This window comes from Pseudomonas migulae (assembly GCF_024169315.1).
GTDB classification, from domain to species: Bacteria; Pseudomonadota; Gammaproteobacteria; order Pseudomonadales; family Pseudomonadaceae; genus Aquipseudomonas; species Aquipseudomonas migulae_B.
This window is the reverse complement of sequence record NZ_JALJWR010000001.1, coordinates 3039345-3054975: the sequence shown is the minus strand read 5'-3', so window position 1 is coordinate 3054975 and position 15631 is coordinate 3039345. Positions and strand designations below refer to the sequence as shown.

Annotated in this window: 13 protein-coding genes; 7 read left to right on the top strand and 6 right to left on the bottom strand. The window is 57.4% G+C overall.

Annotated elements, in window-relative coordinates:
* The first annotated feature begins 101 nt into the window (after positions 1–101).
* Positions 102–878, top strand: coding sequence for a ferredoxin--NADP reductase (locus tag J2Y86_RS13965; protein ID WP_253432271.1), 777 nt, complete (start codon positions 102–104; stop codon positions 876–878).
* A 43-nt stretch (positions 879–921) separates the two neighbouring features.
* On the opposite strand, the gene mscL is transcribed toward J2Y86_RS13965, so the two are convergent.
* The gene (mscL, locus tag J2Y86_RS13960; RefSeq protein WP_253432268.1) at positions 922–1338 is read right to left on the bottom strand and encodes a large-conductance mechanosensitive channel protein MscL; all 417 of its coding nucleotides are present in this window, start codon (positions 1336–1338) and stop codon (positions 922–924) included.
* A gap of 659 nt (positions 1339–1997) precedes the next feature.
* On the opposite strand from mscL, the gene radA reads away from it, so the two are divergent.
* Positions 1998–3365: a DNA repair protein RadA gene (radA, locus tag J2Y86_RS13955; RefSeq protein ID WP_008040321.1), complete on the top strand. Its 1368-nt coding sequence runs from the start codon at positions 1998–2000 to the stop codon at positions 3363–3365.
* 131 nt (positions 3366–3496) lie between these two features.
* On the opposite strand, the gene J2Y86_RS13950 is transcribed toward radA, so the two are convergent.
* Positions 3497–3865 (bottom strand): PilZ domain-containing protein, encoded by a 369-nt coding sequence (locus tag J2Y86_RS13950; protein WP_253432265.1) that lies wholly within the window; start codon positions 3863–3865, stop codon positions 3497–3499.
* 159 nt (positions 3866–4024) lie between these two features.
* Between J2Y86_RS13950 and J2Y86_RS13945 the strand changes: the two genes are divergently transcribed.
* The 3 genes from J2Y86_RS13945 (at position 4025) to yjiA (ending at position 7436) form a co-directional block, all read left to right on the top strand.
* Positions 4025–6091, top strand: a complete 2067-nt coding sequence (locus J2Y86_RS13945) for a carbon starvation CstA family protein (protein WP_253432262.1) — start codon at positions 4025–4027, stop codon at positions 6089–6091.
* Positions 6092–6105: 14 nt separating this feature from the next.
* Positions 6106–6303: a YbdD/YjiX family protein gene (locus J2Y86_RS13940; RefSeq protein ID WP_008052036.1), complete on the top strand. Its 198-nt coding sequence runs from the start codon at positions 6106–6108 to the stop codon at positions 6301–6303.
* 161 nt (positions 6304–6464) lie between these two features.
* Positions 6465–7436 (top strand): GTPase, encoded by a 972-nt coding sequence (gene yjiA, locus J2Y86_RS13935; protein ID WP_253432259.1) that lies wholly within the window; start codon positions 6465–6467, stop codon positions 7434–7436.
* Between the two features lie 121 nt (positions 7437–7557).
* On the opposite strand, the gene J2Y86_RS13930 is transcribed toward yjiA, so the two are convergent.
* Genes J2Y86_RS13930 through J2Y86_RS13920 form a run of 3 tightly spaced genes read right to left on the bottom strand, consistent with a single transcriptional unit; the run spans position 7558 to position 10344 of the window.
* Complete coding sequence (locus tag J2Y86_RS13930; protein WP_253432256.1) at positions 7558–8247, bottom strand: GntR family transcriptional regulator; 690 nt, start codon at positions 8245–8247, stop codon at positions 7558–7560.
* 16 nt (positions 8248–8263) lie between these two features.
* The gene (locus J2Y86_RS13925) at positions 8264–8977 is read right to left on the bottom strand and encodes a FadR/GntR family transcriptional regulator (protein ID WP_253432254.1); all 714 of its coding nucleotides are present in this window, start codon (positions 8975–8977) and stop codon (positions 8264–8266) included.
* A 53-nt stretch (positions 8978–9030) separates the two neighbouring features.
* Positions 9031–10344 carry a C4-dicarboxylate transporter DctA gene (locus tag J2Y86_RS13920; RefSeq protein ID WP_253432251.1) on the bottom strand — a complete coding sequence of 438 codons (1314 nt, stop codon included), beginning with the start codon at positions 10342–10344 and terminating at the stop codon, positions 9031–9033.
* A gap of 615 nt (positions 10345–10959) precedes the next feature.
* On the opposite strand from J2Y86_RS13920, the gene J2Y86_RS13915 reads away from it, so the two are divergent.
* Together J2Y86_RS13915 and lanM are read left to right on the top strand one after the other, a co-directional pair.
* Positions 10960–11112, top strand: a complete 153-nt coding sequence (locus J2Y86_RS13915; RefSeq protein ID WP_253432248.1) for a hypothetical protein — start codon at positions 10960–10962, stop codon at positions 11110–11112.
* A gap of 58 nt (positions 11113–11170) precedes the next feature.
* A complete protein-coding gene (lanM, locus tag J2Y86_RS13910; RefSeq protein ID WP_253432243.1) occupies positions 11171–14236 on the top strand; it encodes a type 2 lanthipeptide synthetase LanM in 3066 nt (1021 codons plus the stop codon).
* Between the two features lie 75 nt (positions 14237–14311).
* Here the strand turns inward: lanM and glyA are convergent, their stop codons facing one another.
* Positions 14312–15565, bottom strand: coding sequence for a serine hydroxymethyltransferase (gene glyA, locus J2Y86_RS13905; protein ID WP_253432240.1), 1254 nt, complete (start codon positions 15563–15565; stop codon positions 14312–14314).
* Between the last annotated feature and the right edge of the window lie 66 nt (positions 15566–15631).

Here is a 15631-nt window from a genome sequence, read left to right as displayed (position 1 = left end):
CAGGTGTTTTTGAACATGCGTGTTAAAGGCACCACAAACCGTCAGTGTTTAATTCGCATGTTTTGCGGGACACTGGCGTCATCCGTTCAATGGAGCGCCCCATGACCGCCAGCGCAGAAAAATTCACCCGCCAGACCCTGCTCGACGTCCAGCCGCTGACTCCGAACCTGTTCACTCTGCGCACGACCCGGGATCCGGGCTTTCGCTTTCGTGCTGGGCAGTTCGCCCGGCTGGGAGTTACCAAGGCCGATGGCAGCACGGTGTGGCGTGCCTATTCCATGGTCTCTTCACCTTATGACGAGTTCCTCGAGTTCCTTTCCATTGTGGTGCCGGGCGGCGAGTTCACCAGTGAGCTGAGTCGGCTAGGCGAGGGCGATACCCTGCTGGTTGACCGTCAGGCCTTTGGTTACCTGACGCTTGACCGTTTTGTTGACGGACGTGATCTCTGGTTGTTATCCACAGGCACCGGCGTGGCGCCGTTTTTGTCGATCCTGCAGGACTTCGAAGTCTGGGAGAAATTCGAAAGAATCATCCTGGTCTACAGCGTGCGAGAAGCCAGGGAGCTGGCTTATCAGGAGCTGATCTCGGGGTTGGCGCAACGTGACTATCTGGCCGAGTACGCACACAAGCTTCAATTCATCGCCACCGTCACGCGCGAGGAGCATCCGGGCGCCTTGAACGGGCGGATCACGACGCTGATAGACAATGGCGAACTTGAGCGGGTGGCGGGTGTGGCTCTGACGGCCGAGCATTCGCGGGTCATGCTCTGCGGCAATCCGCAGATGATCGACGACACGCGCAAACTGCTTAAACAGCGCGACATGCACCTGAGCCTCAGCCGACGCCCCGGGCACGTAGCGGTGGAAAACTACTGGTAAAAAAAAACGGCGCCCCGAAGGCGCCGTTCTTGAATGCATCATGTCATTCAGGCCGATTGTTCTGGGCCTTCAACAGATCGCGAATCTCCCCCAGCAGCTCTTCTTCCTTGGTCGGAACAGGCGGCAGCGTTGGCGCAACGGCCTCTTCGCGCTTCAAGCGATTGATCGCTTTGACGCCCATGAAGATCGCAAACGCAACGATCATGAAGTCGATCATGCTCTGGATGAATTTGCCATACGCCAGCACTACCGCGGGGATATCCCCGTTGGCGGCCTTGAGCGTAATGGCCAGGTCACTGAAATCCACCCCACCGATCAGCAGGCCGATTGGCGGCATCACCACGTCGCCGACGAACGACGAGACGATCTTGCCGAAGGCTGCGCCGATGATAATGCCGACGGCCATGTCGACCACATTGCCCTTGACCGCGAAGGCCTTGAACTCACTTATCACGCCCATAGGTTATTTCCTTGTTACAGATGAGGTTGGTTACCCAGTGTAAATCAGCCGAAGGCTTCTCGCCCGAAACAACTGCTTACAGAGCTCGCCTGTAATCGACCGGGCCATCGGCAAAAAGTTTACAAAACGCCATCATTCCTGCGCGATGTTCCGTACTGCCCCATCATTCGAGGGGCACGCAGAATTAGCGTCAGCACATTTTGTCCGTCACCCTTTCACCGTTGCTTCCGCAAGTGAGGAGCACTCGAAAGTTTCGAGCGGGAGCAGTTGGTGATGTTGGTTTTTTGCAAGAAATCATATGAGTGCCTGGGCCTTTACATTGTTAGTTTGAATGTATAAGTCATATTCTGATAAATTTGGTTCGCCATTAAATTGCCAGTAAGTTGGTATGCGGTTGTTGATTAATAGTGCGGGTATGATGTTGTACGTTCCCCGCTCTAGATATAAAGGGTTTGTACAGCTTTTGTTTTTATTGGTTCGATCCGGATCTGGGTCTTGATTGAGTTGTCGATGGCGAAGTTGTACAAAATCCGTGGATGGTCACTCGACGTTTACATCGCTGACCATCAGGCAAGTTACGGCTGAAGTTTCATTGGTCAACGGCTTCGCGCCGATCCGGTCCAGCTGAGCTATCATCGCGTTTTTTGCCGGGAGTTCAGATGGCCAAGGCCAAACGCATGTACGGCTGCACCGAGTGCGGCTCAACGTTCCCCAAGTGGGCCGGCCAGTGCGGCGAATGCGGGGCCTGGAATACCTTGACCGAAACCATGGTCGAGAGCGGCGGCGCTGCGGCCCCCAGCGGACGCACCGGCTGGACAGGCCAACAGGCGCAGATCAAGACCCTGGCCGAAGTCAGTGTCGAAGAAATACCGCGCTTTTCCACCGCCTCCAGCGAGCTGGATCGGGTGTTGGGCGGCGGCCTGGTGGACGGCTCGGTGGTGCTGATCGGCGGCGACCCCGGCATCGGCAAATCAACCATCCTGTTGCAAACCTTGTGCAACCTCGCCAAAAGCATGCCGGCGCTGTATGTGACGGGCGAAGAGTCCCAGCAACAGGTAGCCATGCGCGCCCGGCGCCTGGGATTGCCGCAGGACCAACTGCGGGTCATGACCGAAACCTGCATCGAGACCATCATCGCCACTGCGCGGGTCGAAAAGCCCAAGGTCATGGTGATCGACTCGATTCAGACCATTTTCACTGAACAACTGCAATCGGCCCCCGGTGGGGTGTCCCAGGTTCGGGAGAGCGCGGCATTGCTGGTGCGCTACGCCAAGCAGAGCGGCACGGCGATTTTCCTGGTCGGTCACGTGACGAAAGAGGGGGCATTGGCCGGGCCGCGAGTGCTGGAGCACATGGTCGACACGGTGCTGTATTTCGAAGGCGAATCCGACGGTCGTTTGCGCTTGCTCCGGGCGGTGAAAAACCGTTTCGGCGCGGTCAACGAGCTGGGCGTGTTTGGCATGACCGACAAGGGTTTGAAGGAAGTCTCCAATCCTTCGGCGATTTTTCTGACGCGTGCTCAGGAAGAAGTACCGGGCAGTGTGGTCATGGCGACGTGGGAAGGGACCCGACCGATGCTGGTGGAAGTCCAGGCGTTGGTGGATGACAGCCACCTGGCCAACCCGCGCCGCGTCACGCTGGGGCTGGATCAGAACCGGCTGGCGATGTTGCTGGCGGTACTGCACCGTCACGGCGGCATTCCGACCCACGATCAGGACGTTTTCCTCAACGTGGTGGGCGGGGTGAAGGTGTTGGAAACCGCTTCCGACCTGGCGTTGATGGCGGCGGTCATGTCCAGTTTGCGCAACCGGCCATTGCCCCATGATCTGCTGGTGTTCGGCGAAGTCGGTTTGTCTGGCGAGGTGCGGCCGGTGCCGAGCGGTCAGGAGCGGTTGAAAGAGGCCGCCAAACACGGCTTCAAACGGGCCATCGTGCCAAAAGGCAATGCGCCGAAGGAGGCGCCGCCGGGGTTGCAGATTATTGCAGTGACGCGTCTGGAGCAGGCACTCGACGCACTCTTCGAGTAACGTTTTGGCGAAACTCAACCCCTGTGGGAGCGGGCTTGCTCGCGAAAGCGGTGTATCAGTCGACATTATTGTTGCCTGACCCGGCGCCTTCGCGAGCAAGCCCGCTCCTACATTTAAATGGTGTAGGTCCGTTAGGCTTCGATCAGTGCTCCCAACTCGCGCTCCAGTTCCCGCTGATCACCCAGATTGAGTTCGATCAACCGCCGCAGGCGCGCGATGGAATCCAGACTGATGTATCGGCAAACGAAACCCAACTGGCCATGTTCATTGTGCGTCAGTTGCACATCCATTTTGATCTCGATGTCTTTGCTCAAATGGATGTCGACGGAGAACATCTGCTCCCGACTCCCCAGCCACGGCTCGGGGCGCTCGATCAGCAACCCCTTCAGCGACAGGTCGATCAGTTTCACTGGCCAGATGAATTCCCCTTGGCTCAGCTCGGTTCGGGCATCGAACGCAATTCGTTTGAAGCGGCGACGATCGGCAGGGTGTTCGCTCATGGCGCAATCCTCTGAATGTTCGCTGACTATAGACCCGCATTGTCAAAGCCTGCCAGCCAGTACAAGCGTTTCGACCAATGTCGGGGTATGGCCTTTACCGTCAGGAGAGCTAAACTCGGGGTGGCTGTCTTTCTTGTCCACCCTGGCTGGAATAATAAAATGAAAAATAATAATAGCCTGCTACGCCACCTACCCTGGCTGCTGCTGGCAATCGTAGGAGCGTGCGCCCTTGGCGTAGTGGCATTGCGCCGAGGCGAGGCGATCAATGCCTTGTGGATTGTGGTCGCTGCCGTGGCCATTTATCTGGTTGCGTACCGTTACTACAGTCTGTTCATCGCTAACAATGTGATGCAACTCGATTCGCGACGGGCCACCCCCGCCGTGCTCAACAACGATGGTCTGGACTACGTCCCTACCAACAAACACATCCTGTTCGGTCACCACTTCGCGGCCATTGCTGGCGCGGGGCCGCTGGTCGGTCCGGTTCTGGCGGCGCAGATGGGCTACTTGCCCGGCACGCTGTGGCTGATTGCCGGCGTGGTGCTGGCCGGTGCGGTTCAGGACTTCATGGTCCTGTTCATGTCCACCCGTCGCAACGGCCGTTCACTCGGTGACATGGTCCGTGAAGAAATGGGTCGCATCCCCGGCACCATCGCGCTGTTTGGCTGCTTCCTGATCATGATCATCATCCTCGCGGTGCTGGCGCTGATCGTGGTCAAGGCCCTGGCCGAGAGCCCATGGGGCATTTTCACGGTGATGGCGACCATCCCGATCGCGATGTTCATGGGCATTTACATGCGTTACATCCGCCCGGGCCGCATCGGTGAAATCTCCGTGGTCGGCGTATTGCTGCTGCTCGGGTCGATCTGGCTGGGTGGGCAGATTGCTGCCGATCCGTACTGGGCCAAGGCATTCACCTTCAATGGCGTTCAGATTACCTGGATGCTGGTCGGTTACGGTTTCGTCGCCGCCTCGTTACCGGTCTGGCTGATCCTGGCGCCGCGTGACTATCTCTCCACGTTCCTGAAAATCGGCACCATCGTGGCCCTGGCTATCGGCATCCTGGTCACCATGCCAGAGCTGAAAATGCCGGCGTTGACCCAGTTCGTCGATGGCACCGGCCCGGTGTGGAAGGGCGGTCTGTTCCCGTTCCTGTTCATCACCATCGCCTGTGGTGCGGTCTCGGGTTTCCACGCGCTGATCTCCTCCGGCACCACGCCGAAACTGCTGGATAACGAGGTTAACGCCCGTTACATCGGTTACGGCGCCATGCTGATGGAGTCGTTCGTGGCCATCATGGCAATGGTCGCCGCGTCGGTGATCGAGCCAGGTGTGTATTTCGCCATGAACAGCCCTGCCGCTGTCGTCGGCGGTGATGTGGTGGCTGTGGCACAAACCGTCAGCAGCTGGGGTTTTGCAATTACCCCGGAAGCGCTGCAAGCGGTGGCCAAGGACATCGGTGAAACCACCATCCTCGCCCGTGCCGGCGGTGCGCCGACCCTGGCTGTCGGTATCGCGCAGATCCTGCACAGTGTCCTGCCAGGTGAAAACACCATGGCGTTCTGGTACCACTTTGCGATCCTGTTCGAAGCGCTGTTCATCCTGACCGCGGTCGACGCTGGCACCCGTGCCGGGCGTTTCATGCTGCAGGACTTGCTCGGCTCCTTCGTCCCGGCGCTGAAACGCACCGAATCCTGGACCGCCAACCTGATCGCCACCGCCGGTTGTGTGGCGATGTGGGGTTGGTTGCTGTACCAGGGCGTGATCGATCCGCTGGGCGGCATCAACACCTTGTGGCCGCTGTTCGGCATCTCCAACCAGATGCTGGCCGGTATCGCGTTGATGTTGGCAACGGTTGTACTGATCAAAATGAAACGTCAACGCTACGTCTGGGTGACTATGTTGCCTGCCGTATGGCTGCTGATCTGCACCACCACCGCCGGCTTCATCAAGCTGTTCGACGCCAACCCGGCGATCGGCTTCCTGTCGCTGGCCAAGAAATACAGCGATGCGCTGGCCAATGGTCAGATCCTCGCTCCGGCCAAGGACATCACTCAGATGCAACACGTGATCTTCAATGCCTACACCAACGCAACGCTGACGGCGCTGTTCCTGTTCGTGGTCTTCAGTATCCTGTTCTATGCGCTCAAGGTCGGTATTTCCGCCTGGGGCACCAAGGAGCGTACGGATAAAGAAGCACCGTTCCAGGCGCTGCCGGATGCGTAATCGAGGAATGCAGCATGTTCAATGACCTGAGTCGCCTCGGTAAATACCTCGGTCAGGCCGCGCGCCTGATGGTCGGCATGCCCGACTACGACAACTACGTCGAGCACATGCAGAGCAAACACCCGGACAAACCGGTGATGAGCTACGAGATGTTCTTCCGGGAACGTCAGGAAGCTCGTTACGGTGGCAAGGGTGGGCCGAAGTGCTGTTGATGCAACAGCCGGCTTGATGCAATCCCTGTGGGAGCGGGCTTGCTCGCGAAAGCGCTGTGTCATTCAACATTAATGTCGACTGATACAGCCTCTTCGCGAGCAAGCCCGCTCCCACATTTGTTTTGTGTTGTTTTTTAACTTTGTGAAACAGGAGACTCCAGTTGTCCTCTCCCATTCCAGTAACGATCCTCAGCGGCTTCCTCGGCGCCGGCAAAACCACGCTGTTGCGTCACCTGCTCAAAGCCGAGCACGGCCTGAAAATCGCCGTGATCGAAAACGAATTCAGCGACGCCGGCATCGACACCCAGCTGTTGGGTGATGAGCCGGTGCAAGTGATGACGCTGTCCAACGGCTGCGTCTGCTGCACGATTCACACCGACCTGACCAAGGCGCTTTACCTGTTGCTCGAACGCCTGGACAGCGGTGAAATCGCCTTCGACCGTCTGGTGATCGAGTGCACCGGCCTGGCCGATCCGGCACCCGTGGCACAAACCTTTTTCATCGATGAAGAACTGCGCGAGCGTTACATCCTCGACGGCATCATCACCCTGGTCGACGCGGCGCACGCCGACACTCATCTGACCCAAACCATCGCCCAGGCACAGATCGGTTTCGCCGACCGCTTGCTGGTGAGCAAGCGTGATCTGGTGGACGAGCCGACCTTCACGGCGTTAAGCGAACGCCTGACGCGCATCAACCGTCGCGCGCCCATCCGCGTGGTCGACCACGGCAAGATCGACCTCGCCGAATTGCTCGACGTGCGGGGTTTCAACCTCAATGCTGACCTCGGTGGCGGCGTGAGTTTGCGCCCGGTCAGCCAGGCGCCTTCCATCGACCGCATTTCCAGCCTGGTGCTGCGCACTGACAAGCCACTGGATATCGACAAGCTCAGCGAGTTCATGAACGAATTGCTGGAAGACCATGGCAAGCAACTGCTGCGCTATAAAGGTGTGTTGAGCATTGCTGGCGAGCCACGTCGCATGGTGTTTCAGGGTGTGCTGAAGCTGTACGGATTCGATTGGGATACGGAGTGGGCGGACGGCGAGGCGCGTGAAAGCGTGATTGTGTTTATTGCCGATGATTTGCCGGAAGAGAAAATTCGCGAGGGGTTTGCGCGGGTGGCGGCGGAGTAAAGCCTGACATCTTCAGCGAGCTCGATGCCGCCTTCGCGAGCAAGCCCCGCTCCCACATTTAACCGAGTTCCTCCAGGGGAATGCGGTCGAATGTGGGAGCGGGCTTGCTCGCGAAGACGATCTAACCAGCAACACGATTTTGGCGGGACATCGGTTGTGAGTTCAGTAAAACTGCCTCCAATTGATCCAGATGCTGACTCAGCAAATCCTCGGCGGTCACTGCATCCCCGCGCTCCACCGCATTCACAATTTTCCCGTGATTCTGCCAATCGCAATAACCTCCCGCCCGCACATCCAACTGCGCAATCGCCAGCGACGACAGCGGTACCAGACTACCCAAAAAATGCGCCAACGGTGCATTCCCCGCCATTTCCGCCAACTTCAGATGAAACTCCCCCGACAACCGGATCGCCGACCCACGCGCCGCACAGTGACGCTCGCTATCGATCAGGGCTCGTAGACTTTTCAAGTCTTGCGGATGGGGCTGCTGACAGGCCAGCCGCACCACCGTGGTCTCAGTCAACCGCCGGGCATGCAACGTCTGCCGAATCTGCTCGCTATCGAGCATGGCGACGCGGGGGCGATGATTGGCCCGAAGGACGATGACCTGCTGATGAGACAGTTGCGTCAACACCCCACGAATCTCACTGCGGCGAACGCCGAACATCTGCGCCAGGCTTTCTTCAGTAAAGCGGCTGGCTGCATGGATGCGCTGCTCGAGAATGGCGTCGAAGACACGCGAGTACAGATCATCCACCGGCGGGGAAAAGGGCAGGGCAACAAGAGTGTGCGGTGACGCGAAGCTGTTCATGGCCTGTCTCCGGTTTTTATAGGTTTGAACGGCCGAGGTTGTCGTCCGGGATATTCAATTCGATGCCCATCCGCTGACCTTCACGAAGGATGTGCCGACGCATTTCGGCGCTGGCCTGGGCGCTGTTCTTGCTGCGGATCGCGCGCACCACGGCTTCGTTCTCTTCGAGACGCTCAGCCAGATGCTCGGGGGAGTTGCGCAGTACCTCGGCGCTTTGCTTGAGGGCATTGCTGGTCTGCTGCACCACGCTCTGGAAAATCGGATTGGAGGTCAGGGTGAACAGCTCTTCATGGAAGGCGATGTAGGCATTGACCCCGGCCTCGCTGTCGTTGGCCTCCAGCGCTTCGCGCATGTCCATCAGCGTCAGGCGCAGTTGCCCGACCTCCTTGCTGCTGATGGATTGCGCCACCAGACCGACGATAAACGGCTCGAGGGTGTAGCGCAGTTGCAGCACATCTTCCAGGCTTGCACCGGCCACCGCGCTGTCGTGGCTTTGGCTGTCACTGAGATTGGCCTCCAGCACCACCACGCCTTTGCCTGGCATCGAACGCACCAGCCCGAGGGTTTCCAGCACGATCACCGCCTCGCGCAGGCTCGGGCGGCTGATGCCCAGTTGCTCCGCCAGTTCACGTTGCCCGGGCAACATTTCGCCGGAGCGCCACTGACCACGGGCCAAGGCGGCCCGGAGTTTTTCTACCACTGAGTTGACGACGGTTGACGAGGTAATCACTGTTCGCTCCAAGTCGCGATAAATGTGCCTGCCCGCAGGCAGGCACACGTTATTTAAAATTCCTGCTGATGCGCCGGGGCCACCGGTTTTCTCGGCTGGAAGGTATAACCCACCTGACCCGAAAGCACTTTATTTGCCCGTTGGATATCGATGTCTTTTTCCCAGCGCGCGATGGCCACGGTGGCGACGCAGTTACCAATCAGGTTGGTCAGCGCCCGCCCGATGCCCATGAACCAGTCCACCGCCAGCACCAGCACCAGGCCGACCACCGGAATCGCCGGAATCGCGGTCAGCGTCGCCGCCAGAATCACCAGCGCCGAGCCGGGAATCCCGTGGGCGCCTTTGGAGGTGATCAATGACACGAGCAGAATCGTCAGCAGATCGGTCATGGCCAGTGGCGTACCGGTGGCATTGGCGATGAAGACAATGGCGAGGGTCAGGTAGATCGAAAAACCGTCGAGGTTGAACGAATAACCGGTTGGAATCACCAGGCCGACCGTCGAGCTGCCGATACCCAGATGCTCAAGCTTGCGCATGATTTGTGGCAGCACGGCGTCGGACGAAGCGGTGCCCATGACGATCAGCAATTCTTCGCGCAGGTACTTGAGCAGCGGCCACATCTTCAGGCCCGAAAGACGCATCACCAGGCCGAGAATCAAGGCCACGAACGCCACGCAGGTCAGGTAAAACAGGCCAACCAGGCTGCCCAGATGTTGCAGCGAGTCCAGGCCATATTTGCTGGTGGTGAAGGCTATCGCGCCGAACACGCCGATCGGCGCCAGGCGCACGATCATGCCCATGATGCGGAAGATCACGTGGCTCAGCTCATTGATCAGCCGGGAAATACCCGACGCGGCTTCGCCCACCAGGTTCAGTGCGCTGCCGAACAGCACCGAGAACAGCAGGACTTGCAGAATGTTGTTCTCCGCGAAGGCCCCGATGACCGAGGTCGGGATCAGGTTCATCAGGAACTGGGAGGTGGTTTGCATGTGCTGACCGCGCTGGGCGATGTCGCCCATGTCGGCAGCAGACAGCTGCTCCAGATGAATGTTTGCACCGCTGCCGATGCCGGTGGTGAAAGCGAACACCAGGCCAATCACCAGGGCGATGGTGGTCAGGATTTCGAAGTAGATCACCGATTTCAGGCCAATGCGCCCGACCTTCTTCAGGTCGCCGGCACCGCTGATGCCGCTGACCACCACGCAGAACACGATCAGACCGATGAGCATCTTGATCAGTTTGATGAAGCCATCGCCGAGCGGTTTGAGCTGGGCGGAGTATTCAGGAAGGGTCAGCCCGCAGACGATGCCGAGCACCAGTCCGAGAACCACTTGAAGGAAGATTGAGCGCGAGCACCATCTGAGCATGGGAGGGATCCTGGTCGGTGTCCTGGCTGCCGTGCGCTGTGCGCATCAGATTCAGGACTTAATTATTGTGGTCTTACCGGTATGTCCAGTGCAGGCGCAGTCTACGCTCGGTTTTTTTGCGGTGACAAGTAGAAATCCAACAATTGGCATGACCGGTCTGACCAGTGGTATGGATTCCATAGCAGTGGGCTTCCCTGCGAAAGCGGCCCGGGATTCGACGCCAGGCTTATGGGGTTATCGCAGGCAAGGCAGCTCTTCAGAAAATCGATGTGTGGATCATTCATGGGCTGTTTGTTGTAAAAAAATATTAAACTCTCATCTTGATTAGTTAGGGTTTTATTCGATGGAGTGTGTTCAGGTCAGAGGTGAGTCGTTCTATCTGTTAAATTCAGAAACGCATTGTGAGCTCTTGTTTTGTTGGTTTTTTCTATTCTTGACTTGTCCAAGTATTACAGCGCGTTTGGTTTTTGTTTTAGTTGTGGTGTGTACGTCGGTAGTTGTTCGGTGGTGGTTGTTTACATTTGGTTTTATTTGATGGAGGGATAAGGCTGGCGGTGAGTGGTAGCTTTTGTCGGCGCCAACTAAGGCGACTGTGTATTTATCAGGAGAAAAATCATGCAAGAACAAATTATGGTTCTGTCGGGTGATCTGGATGCCGAGTTTGAAGCGTATGTAAGCTCCGGTGATGCCGATATTGAAGGCGGCGCCACCCTGTGCACCAACGCTTCGTGCGGCACCTTGCAATGCACTGTTTTAGGCTGCTGCTGATCCTCCCATCATGCGGGGCGGGTCAGTGACCCGCTCTGTTCGCCAAGAGCGGTTGCAGATGTTGAATGATATCCTGGATTTCAATGAGCGTAAGTCATGGTGCGCGATAACCGATCATGATGCGATGCGCAAGTGTCTCGATCTTTTGCACAAGAATGATAAGGCTGTTTTGCGTTATTTCGGTACCGACAGGCAGGGGTTGTTGAAACAACTTCACTGCTCTTCACAGGTGGTCAATAAGGGCAATGCTCCCGTCGTTGAGGAGCTGGATCGGAAAGTTGGGATAATTGCTTCTCTGCGACATGAGTGTGAGGGGCAGGATGCATTCAGCAGTTTTTATGCTCGCTGGCATGTTTACTTCAAACACGTTTTTTACAGTGACGAAAAATACAATTTATTTCGCAAGTGGATTGATGTCGAGACGTTTCTCTCGAGCGTCCGTCCATATGTCATTTCACTCATTAAGAGTTTCTCGGAAAAGTCGCTGGTTCATCAACTAAACAGCCGGATAGCCAATGGCAACGAGCTGGATCTCGAAACGTTTGACCGGGCGCTGGCAGACGAGGCACTGGTTCCATTCCTGACTTCGTACCCGGTACTGACACGTCTGCTGCTGGATCAGGTCGACGACATCGTGATGTACCTTTACAAGGTAATCGGTCATTTCGTCGAAGATATCAACCGGCTGGACACGGCTTTTGGATTGTCCGGCAGGCAGATCGATTCGATCATCCTCGGCCTTGGGGATTCCCATGCCAATGGCGAGACCGTCTGTTGCCTCAGGATCGGCAACCAGTCACTGATGTACAAGCCGAGGAACAACCGGGAAGCACTGTTTTACGGTGCATTGCTCGACCAATTGCATGAACACACTGGCAACACCTGCTTTTCGGTTTACTCACCGATCATGGTGTCTCTGGACAATCACTGCTGGATCGAAAAGATCGAAAACCTGGCTTGTGACTCGGAAAGCGACCTGGCGCTTTTCTTTCAGCGCCTGGGCGCCCAGGTGGCAGTGATCCACGCCTTGAATGGCATCGACTTTCACTACGAAAACATCATTGCCCGCGGTAGCAGCCCGGTGATGATCGATCTGGAATGCCTGTTCACCTCGGCCATGATCGATTTGAGAGTGAAAGTGCCTCACGGGCGTGCGTTGTTCAAAGCCATAAAATTCAACAGCCAGTCGGTTTATTCGAGCGGTTTCGTCCCTTATTCGCCGGACTCGGACAATGATTACAGTGGTTTGAGCCGGCAGCAGCAGTTTGTCTCGAAAAAAAGGCAACTGGTCCGCGAGCACCGCTTTTACCGCTTGAAGCAGGTCGCCGTCGACAACCAGCCGACCCTGCGTCACCTGCCTGTTTTCGAGGGCGAGGCGCGTTCGGTCACTGAGTACAGCGGCGCATTTTTCCTCGGTTTCGAGCAGGGCTACGATGAGGTCATGAACCGAAGCGGCGCGGTGCTTGCGCTTCTTGAACAGCATGCCGCCGGGTTGAAAACCCGAGTCCTGATCAAGAACACCCAGCGCTATGCCGACTTCATCGGGATGATGCTTCATCCGACATTTACCCAATGCAAGGTGCGCCACGAAATGCTGCTGGCAACCTTGTGGTCGGACCTCAACGAAACACTCAACGATTATGGTATTCCCGGGCATGAAATCGAGGATCTGGCGAAGGCCAACATCCCGTGTTTCACCCAGCCTCTGCTATCTGACTGTTTGCTCGACGCTCATGGCCAGACGGTTGCGTCGCTGGCTATCGAGCGTCCCTTCGACAGTTGTCGCCGCAAGCTGGACAGCCTTTCGCCTGCCGACAAAGCCTTTCAGATGCACGTGTTACAGATGTGCCTGTTCCCTGTTGCCAGTGAAGCCTTGCCACTCAACCGCGAGCATCAACTCAAGGCCGTGCCCGACCTGAGCCCCGCGCAATGCCTCGAAGGTGCGATGAAGATCGCCGGGGTCATAGAAAAAATGCGCATGGAAGGGGATGAGGGCGATGTTGGCTGGACGTTCATGGACACCCACCCACGCACCGGACGTCACTTCATCTCGCCCATGGGCAGCGGTTTGTACAACGGGATGGGAGGCCTGGCGATTTTCTATCTGAGCCTGTTCCGCGTCAGTGGTACGACGCGCTACCTGGACGAAGCGGAGCGAATCCTGTGCTCGATGAGTAAATCCCACGGGCATTTTCCCAATGAGCTTAGCGTCAGTGCTTATTTCGGTCTGGCTTCCTGGTTATACGTGCTGGTCAACTATCAGCTCATGACCGGACGCCAGACGTATCAGCCGACTGTCGACGAGTTGTTGCTGAAACTGGCCGACTTTCCACATGAGGGCGATGAATTCGATTTCATTCATGGCTGGTGCGGGGCAGTGACCGTTCTGGTGAATCTCTATCAGCTCGAAAAGCGGGAAGCCTTGCGCCTCCTGATCGAGAAGTTCTCACAAGCGATTCAGTCGGCGCTGACGCTGGACGATGGAACGCTGGTACTCAACGCGACGGGGAAACCACTGTGGACCGGTTTCTCCCATGGCATCTCCGGTGTTCTTCAGGCGATAGGTAAAGTCTGGGAGGTCACGAAAGATCCGCTTCTTGCCAAGTTGATAACACAATGGTTACAGGCAGAAAACCGCCTGACAGCCGACGGTTTCTGGCTTGATCTGCGTGAAACGGCGAAGTCTTCGTCCACTATCAAATGGTGTCATGGCGACGGCGGCATTCTCATCTCGCGGCGTTGGTTGACTCGAACGATGGGTGAGGCACTGGGTGTTGAGACCAGAGCAGTGCTTGAACAGGATGCCGAACGTTGTGAGCGTCATCTCTGGGAGCACGGCCTGGGGTCTGGTTACAGCCTGTGCCATGGTGACTTCGGCAATCTGATGTGCCTGCTCAAACTCTACCGCGAGACCGGCGATGAGCAGGGCCAGGCAAACGTCAGGCGTGCACTCTCCCAAGTGGCCCATAATTTCTTCAATGAAGATTTTCTCGACGAGCGCAACGTCCCTGACCTGGGCATGATGCTCGGCATCACGGGCGTCGGTCAGGCCCTGCTGCATGCCGTGGAGGCCGGTTTGCCCGACGTGTTGTCGCTGGACTTTGCCAGACCGGTTGTTGCCTGACCCACTCGAAAACCGGGCGAAAAAAAACCGGCCATCACTGGCCGGTTTTTTCATGACTGCGGTTCAGCGGTGCAATTAAGCGCCGTATACCGGCAGCTTCTTGCAGATGGCCTTGACCTTCTCACGAACGGCGTCGATCACCGCTTCGTTGTTCAGGTCAGCCAGGATGTCGCAGATCCAGCCGGCCAGTTCCTTGCACTCTGCTTCCTTGAAGCCACGAGTGGTCACAGCCGGAGTACCGAAGCGCAGGCCGGAGGTGACGAACGGGGAGCGTGGATCGTTTGGCACGGAGTTCTTGTTCACGGTGATGAACGCTTTGCCCAGAGCGGCGTCTGCGTCTTTACCGGAGATTTCCTGCTTGATCAGCGACAGCAGGAACAGGTGGTTTTCAGTACCGCCGGAAACCACGTCGAAACCGCGCTCGATGAATACGCTGGCCATGGCCTGGGCGTTTTTCACCACTTGTTGCTGGTAGGTCTTGAACTCAGGCTGCAGCGCTTCCTTGAAGCAGATCGCTTTAGCGGCGATCACGTGCTCCAGCGGGCCACCCTGGGCACCCGGGAATACCGCGGAGTTCAGCTTCTTCTCGATGTCGGCGTTGGCGCGAGCCAGGATCAGACCGCCACGTGGACCGCGCAGGGTCTTGTGGGTGGTGGTGGTCACGACGTCAGCGAATGGAACCGGGTTCGGGTAGACGCCAGCGGCGACCAGACCGGCCACGTGGGCCATGTCGACGAACAGGTAGGCGCCCACCTTGTCAGCGATTTCGCGGAAGCGCGGGAAGTCCAGGATTTGCGAGTAGGCAGAGAAACCGGCCACGATCATTTTCGGCTTGTGCTCGACCGCCAGACGCTCGACTTCGTCGTAGTCGATCAGGCCATTGGCGTCGATACCGTACTGAACGGCGTTGTACAGCTTGCCGGAGGAAGAAACGCTGGCACCGTGGGTCAAGTGACCACCGTGAGCCAGGCTCATGCCCAGGATGGTGTCGCCTGCTTGCAGCAGAGCCAGGTAAACGGCGCTGTTGGCTTGCGAACCGGCGTGCGGCTGGACGTTGGCGTAATCAGCGCCGAACAGCTCCTTGGCGCGGTCGATGGCCAGTTGCTCGACGATGTCGACGAACTCGCAACCACCGTAGTAGCGCTTGCCCGGGTAGCCTTCGGCGTACTTGTTGGTCAGTACCGAGCCTTGAGCTTCCATCACCGCAGGGCTGGTGTAGTTTTCCGAAGCGATCAGCTCAATGTGCTCTTCCTGGCGCTGAGCTTCTTGCTCCATGGCGGCAAAGAGATCGGCGTCGTACTTGGCAATAGTCAAATCACGGCTGAACATGGCGGTCCTCAAGGATCGGGGCAGAAAAGGGGGGCATTCTAACCCAATGGGTTTTAGATGGCATAT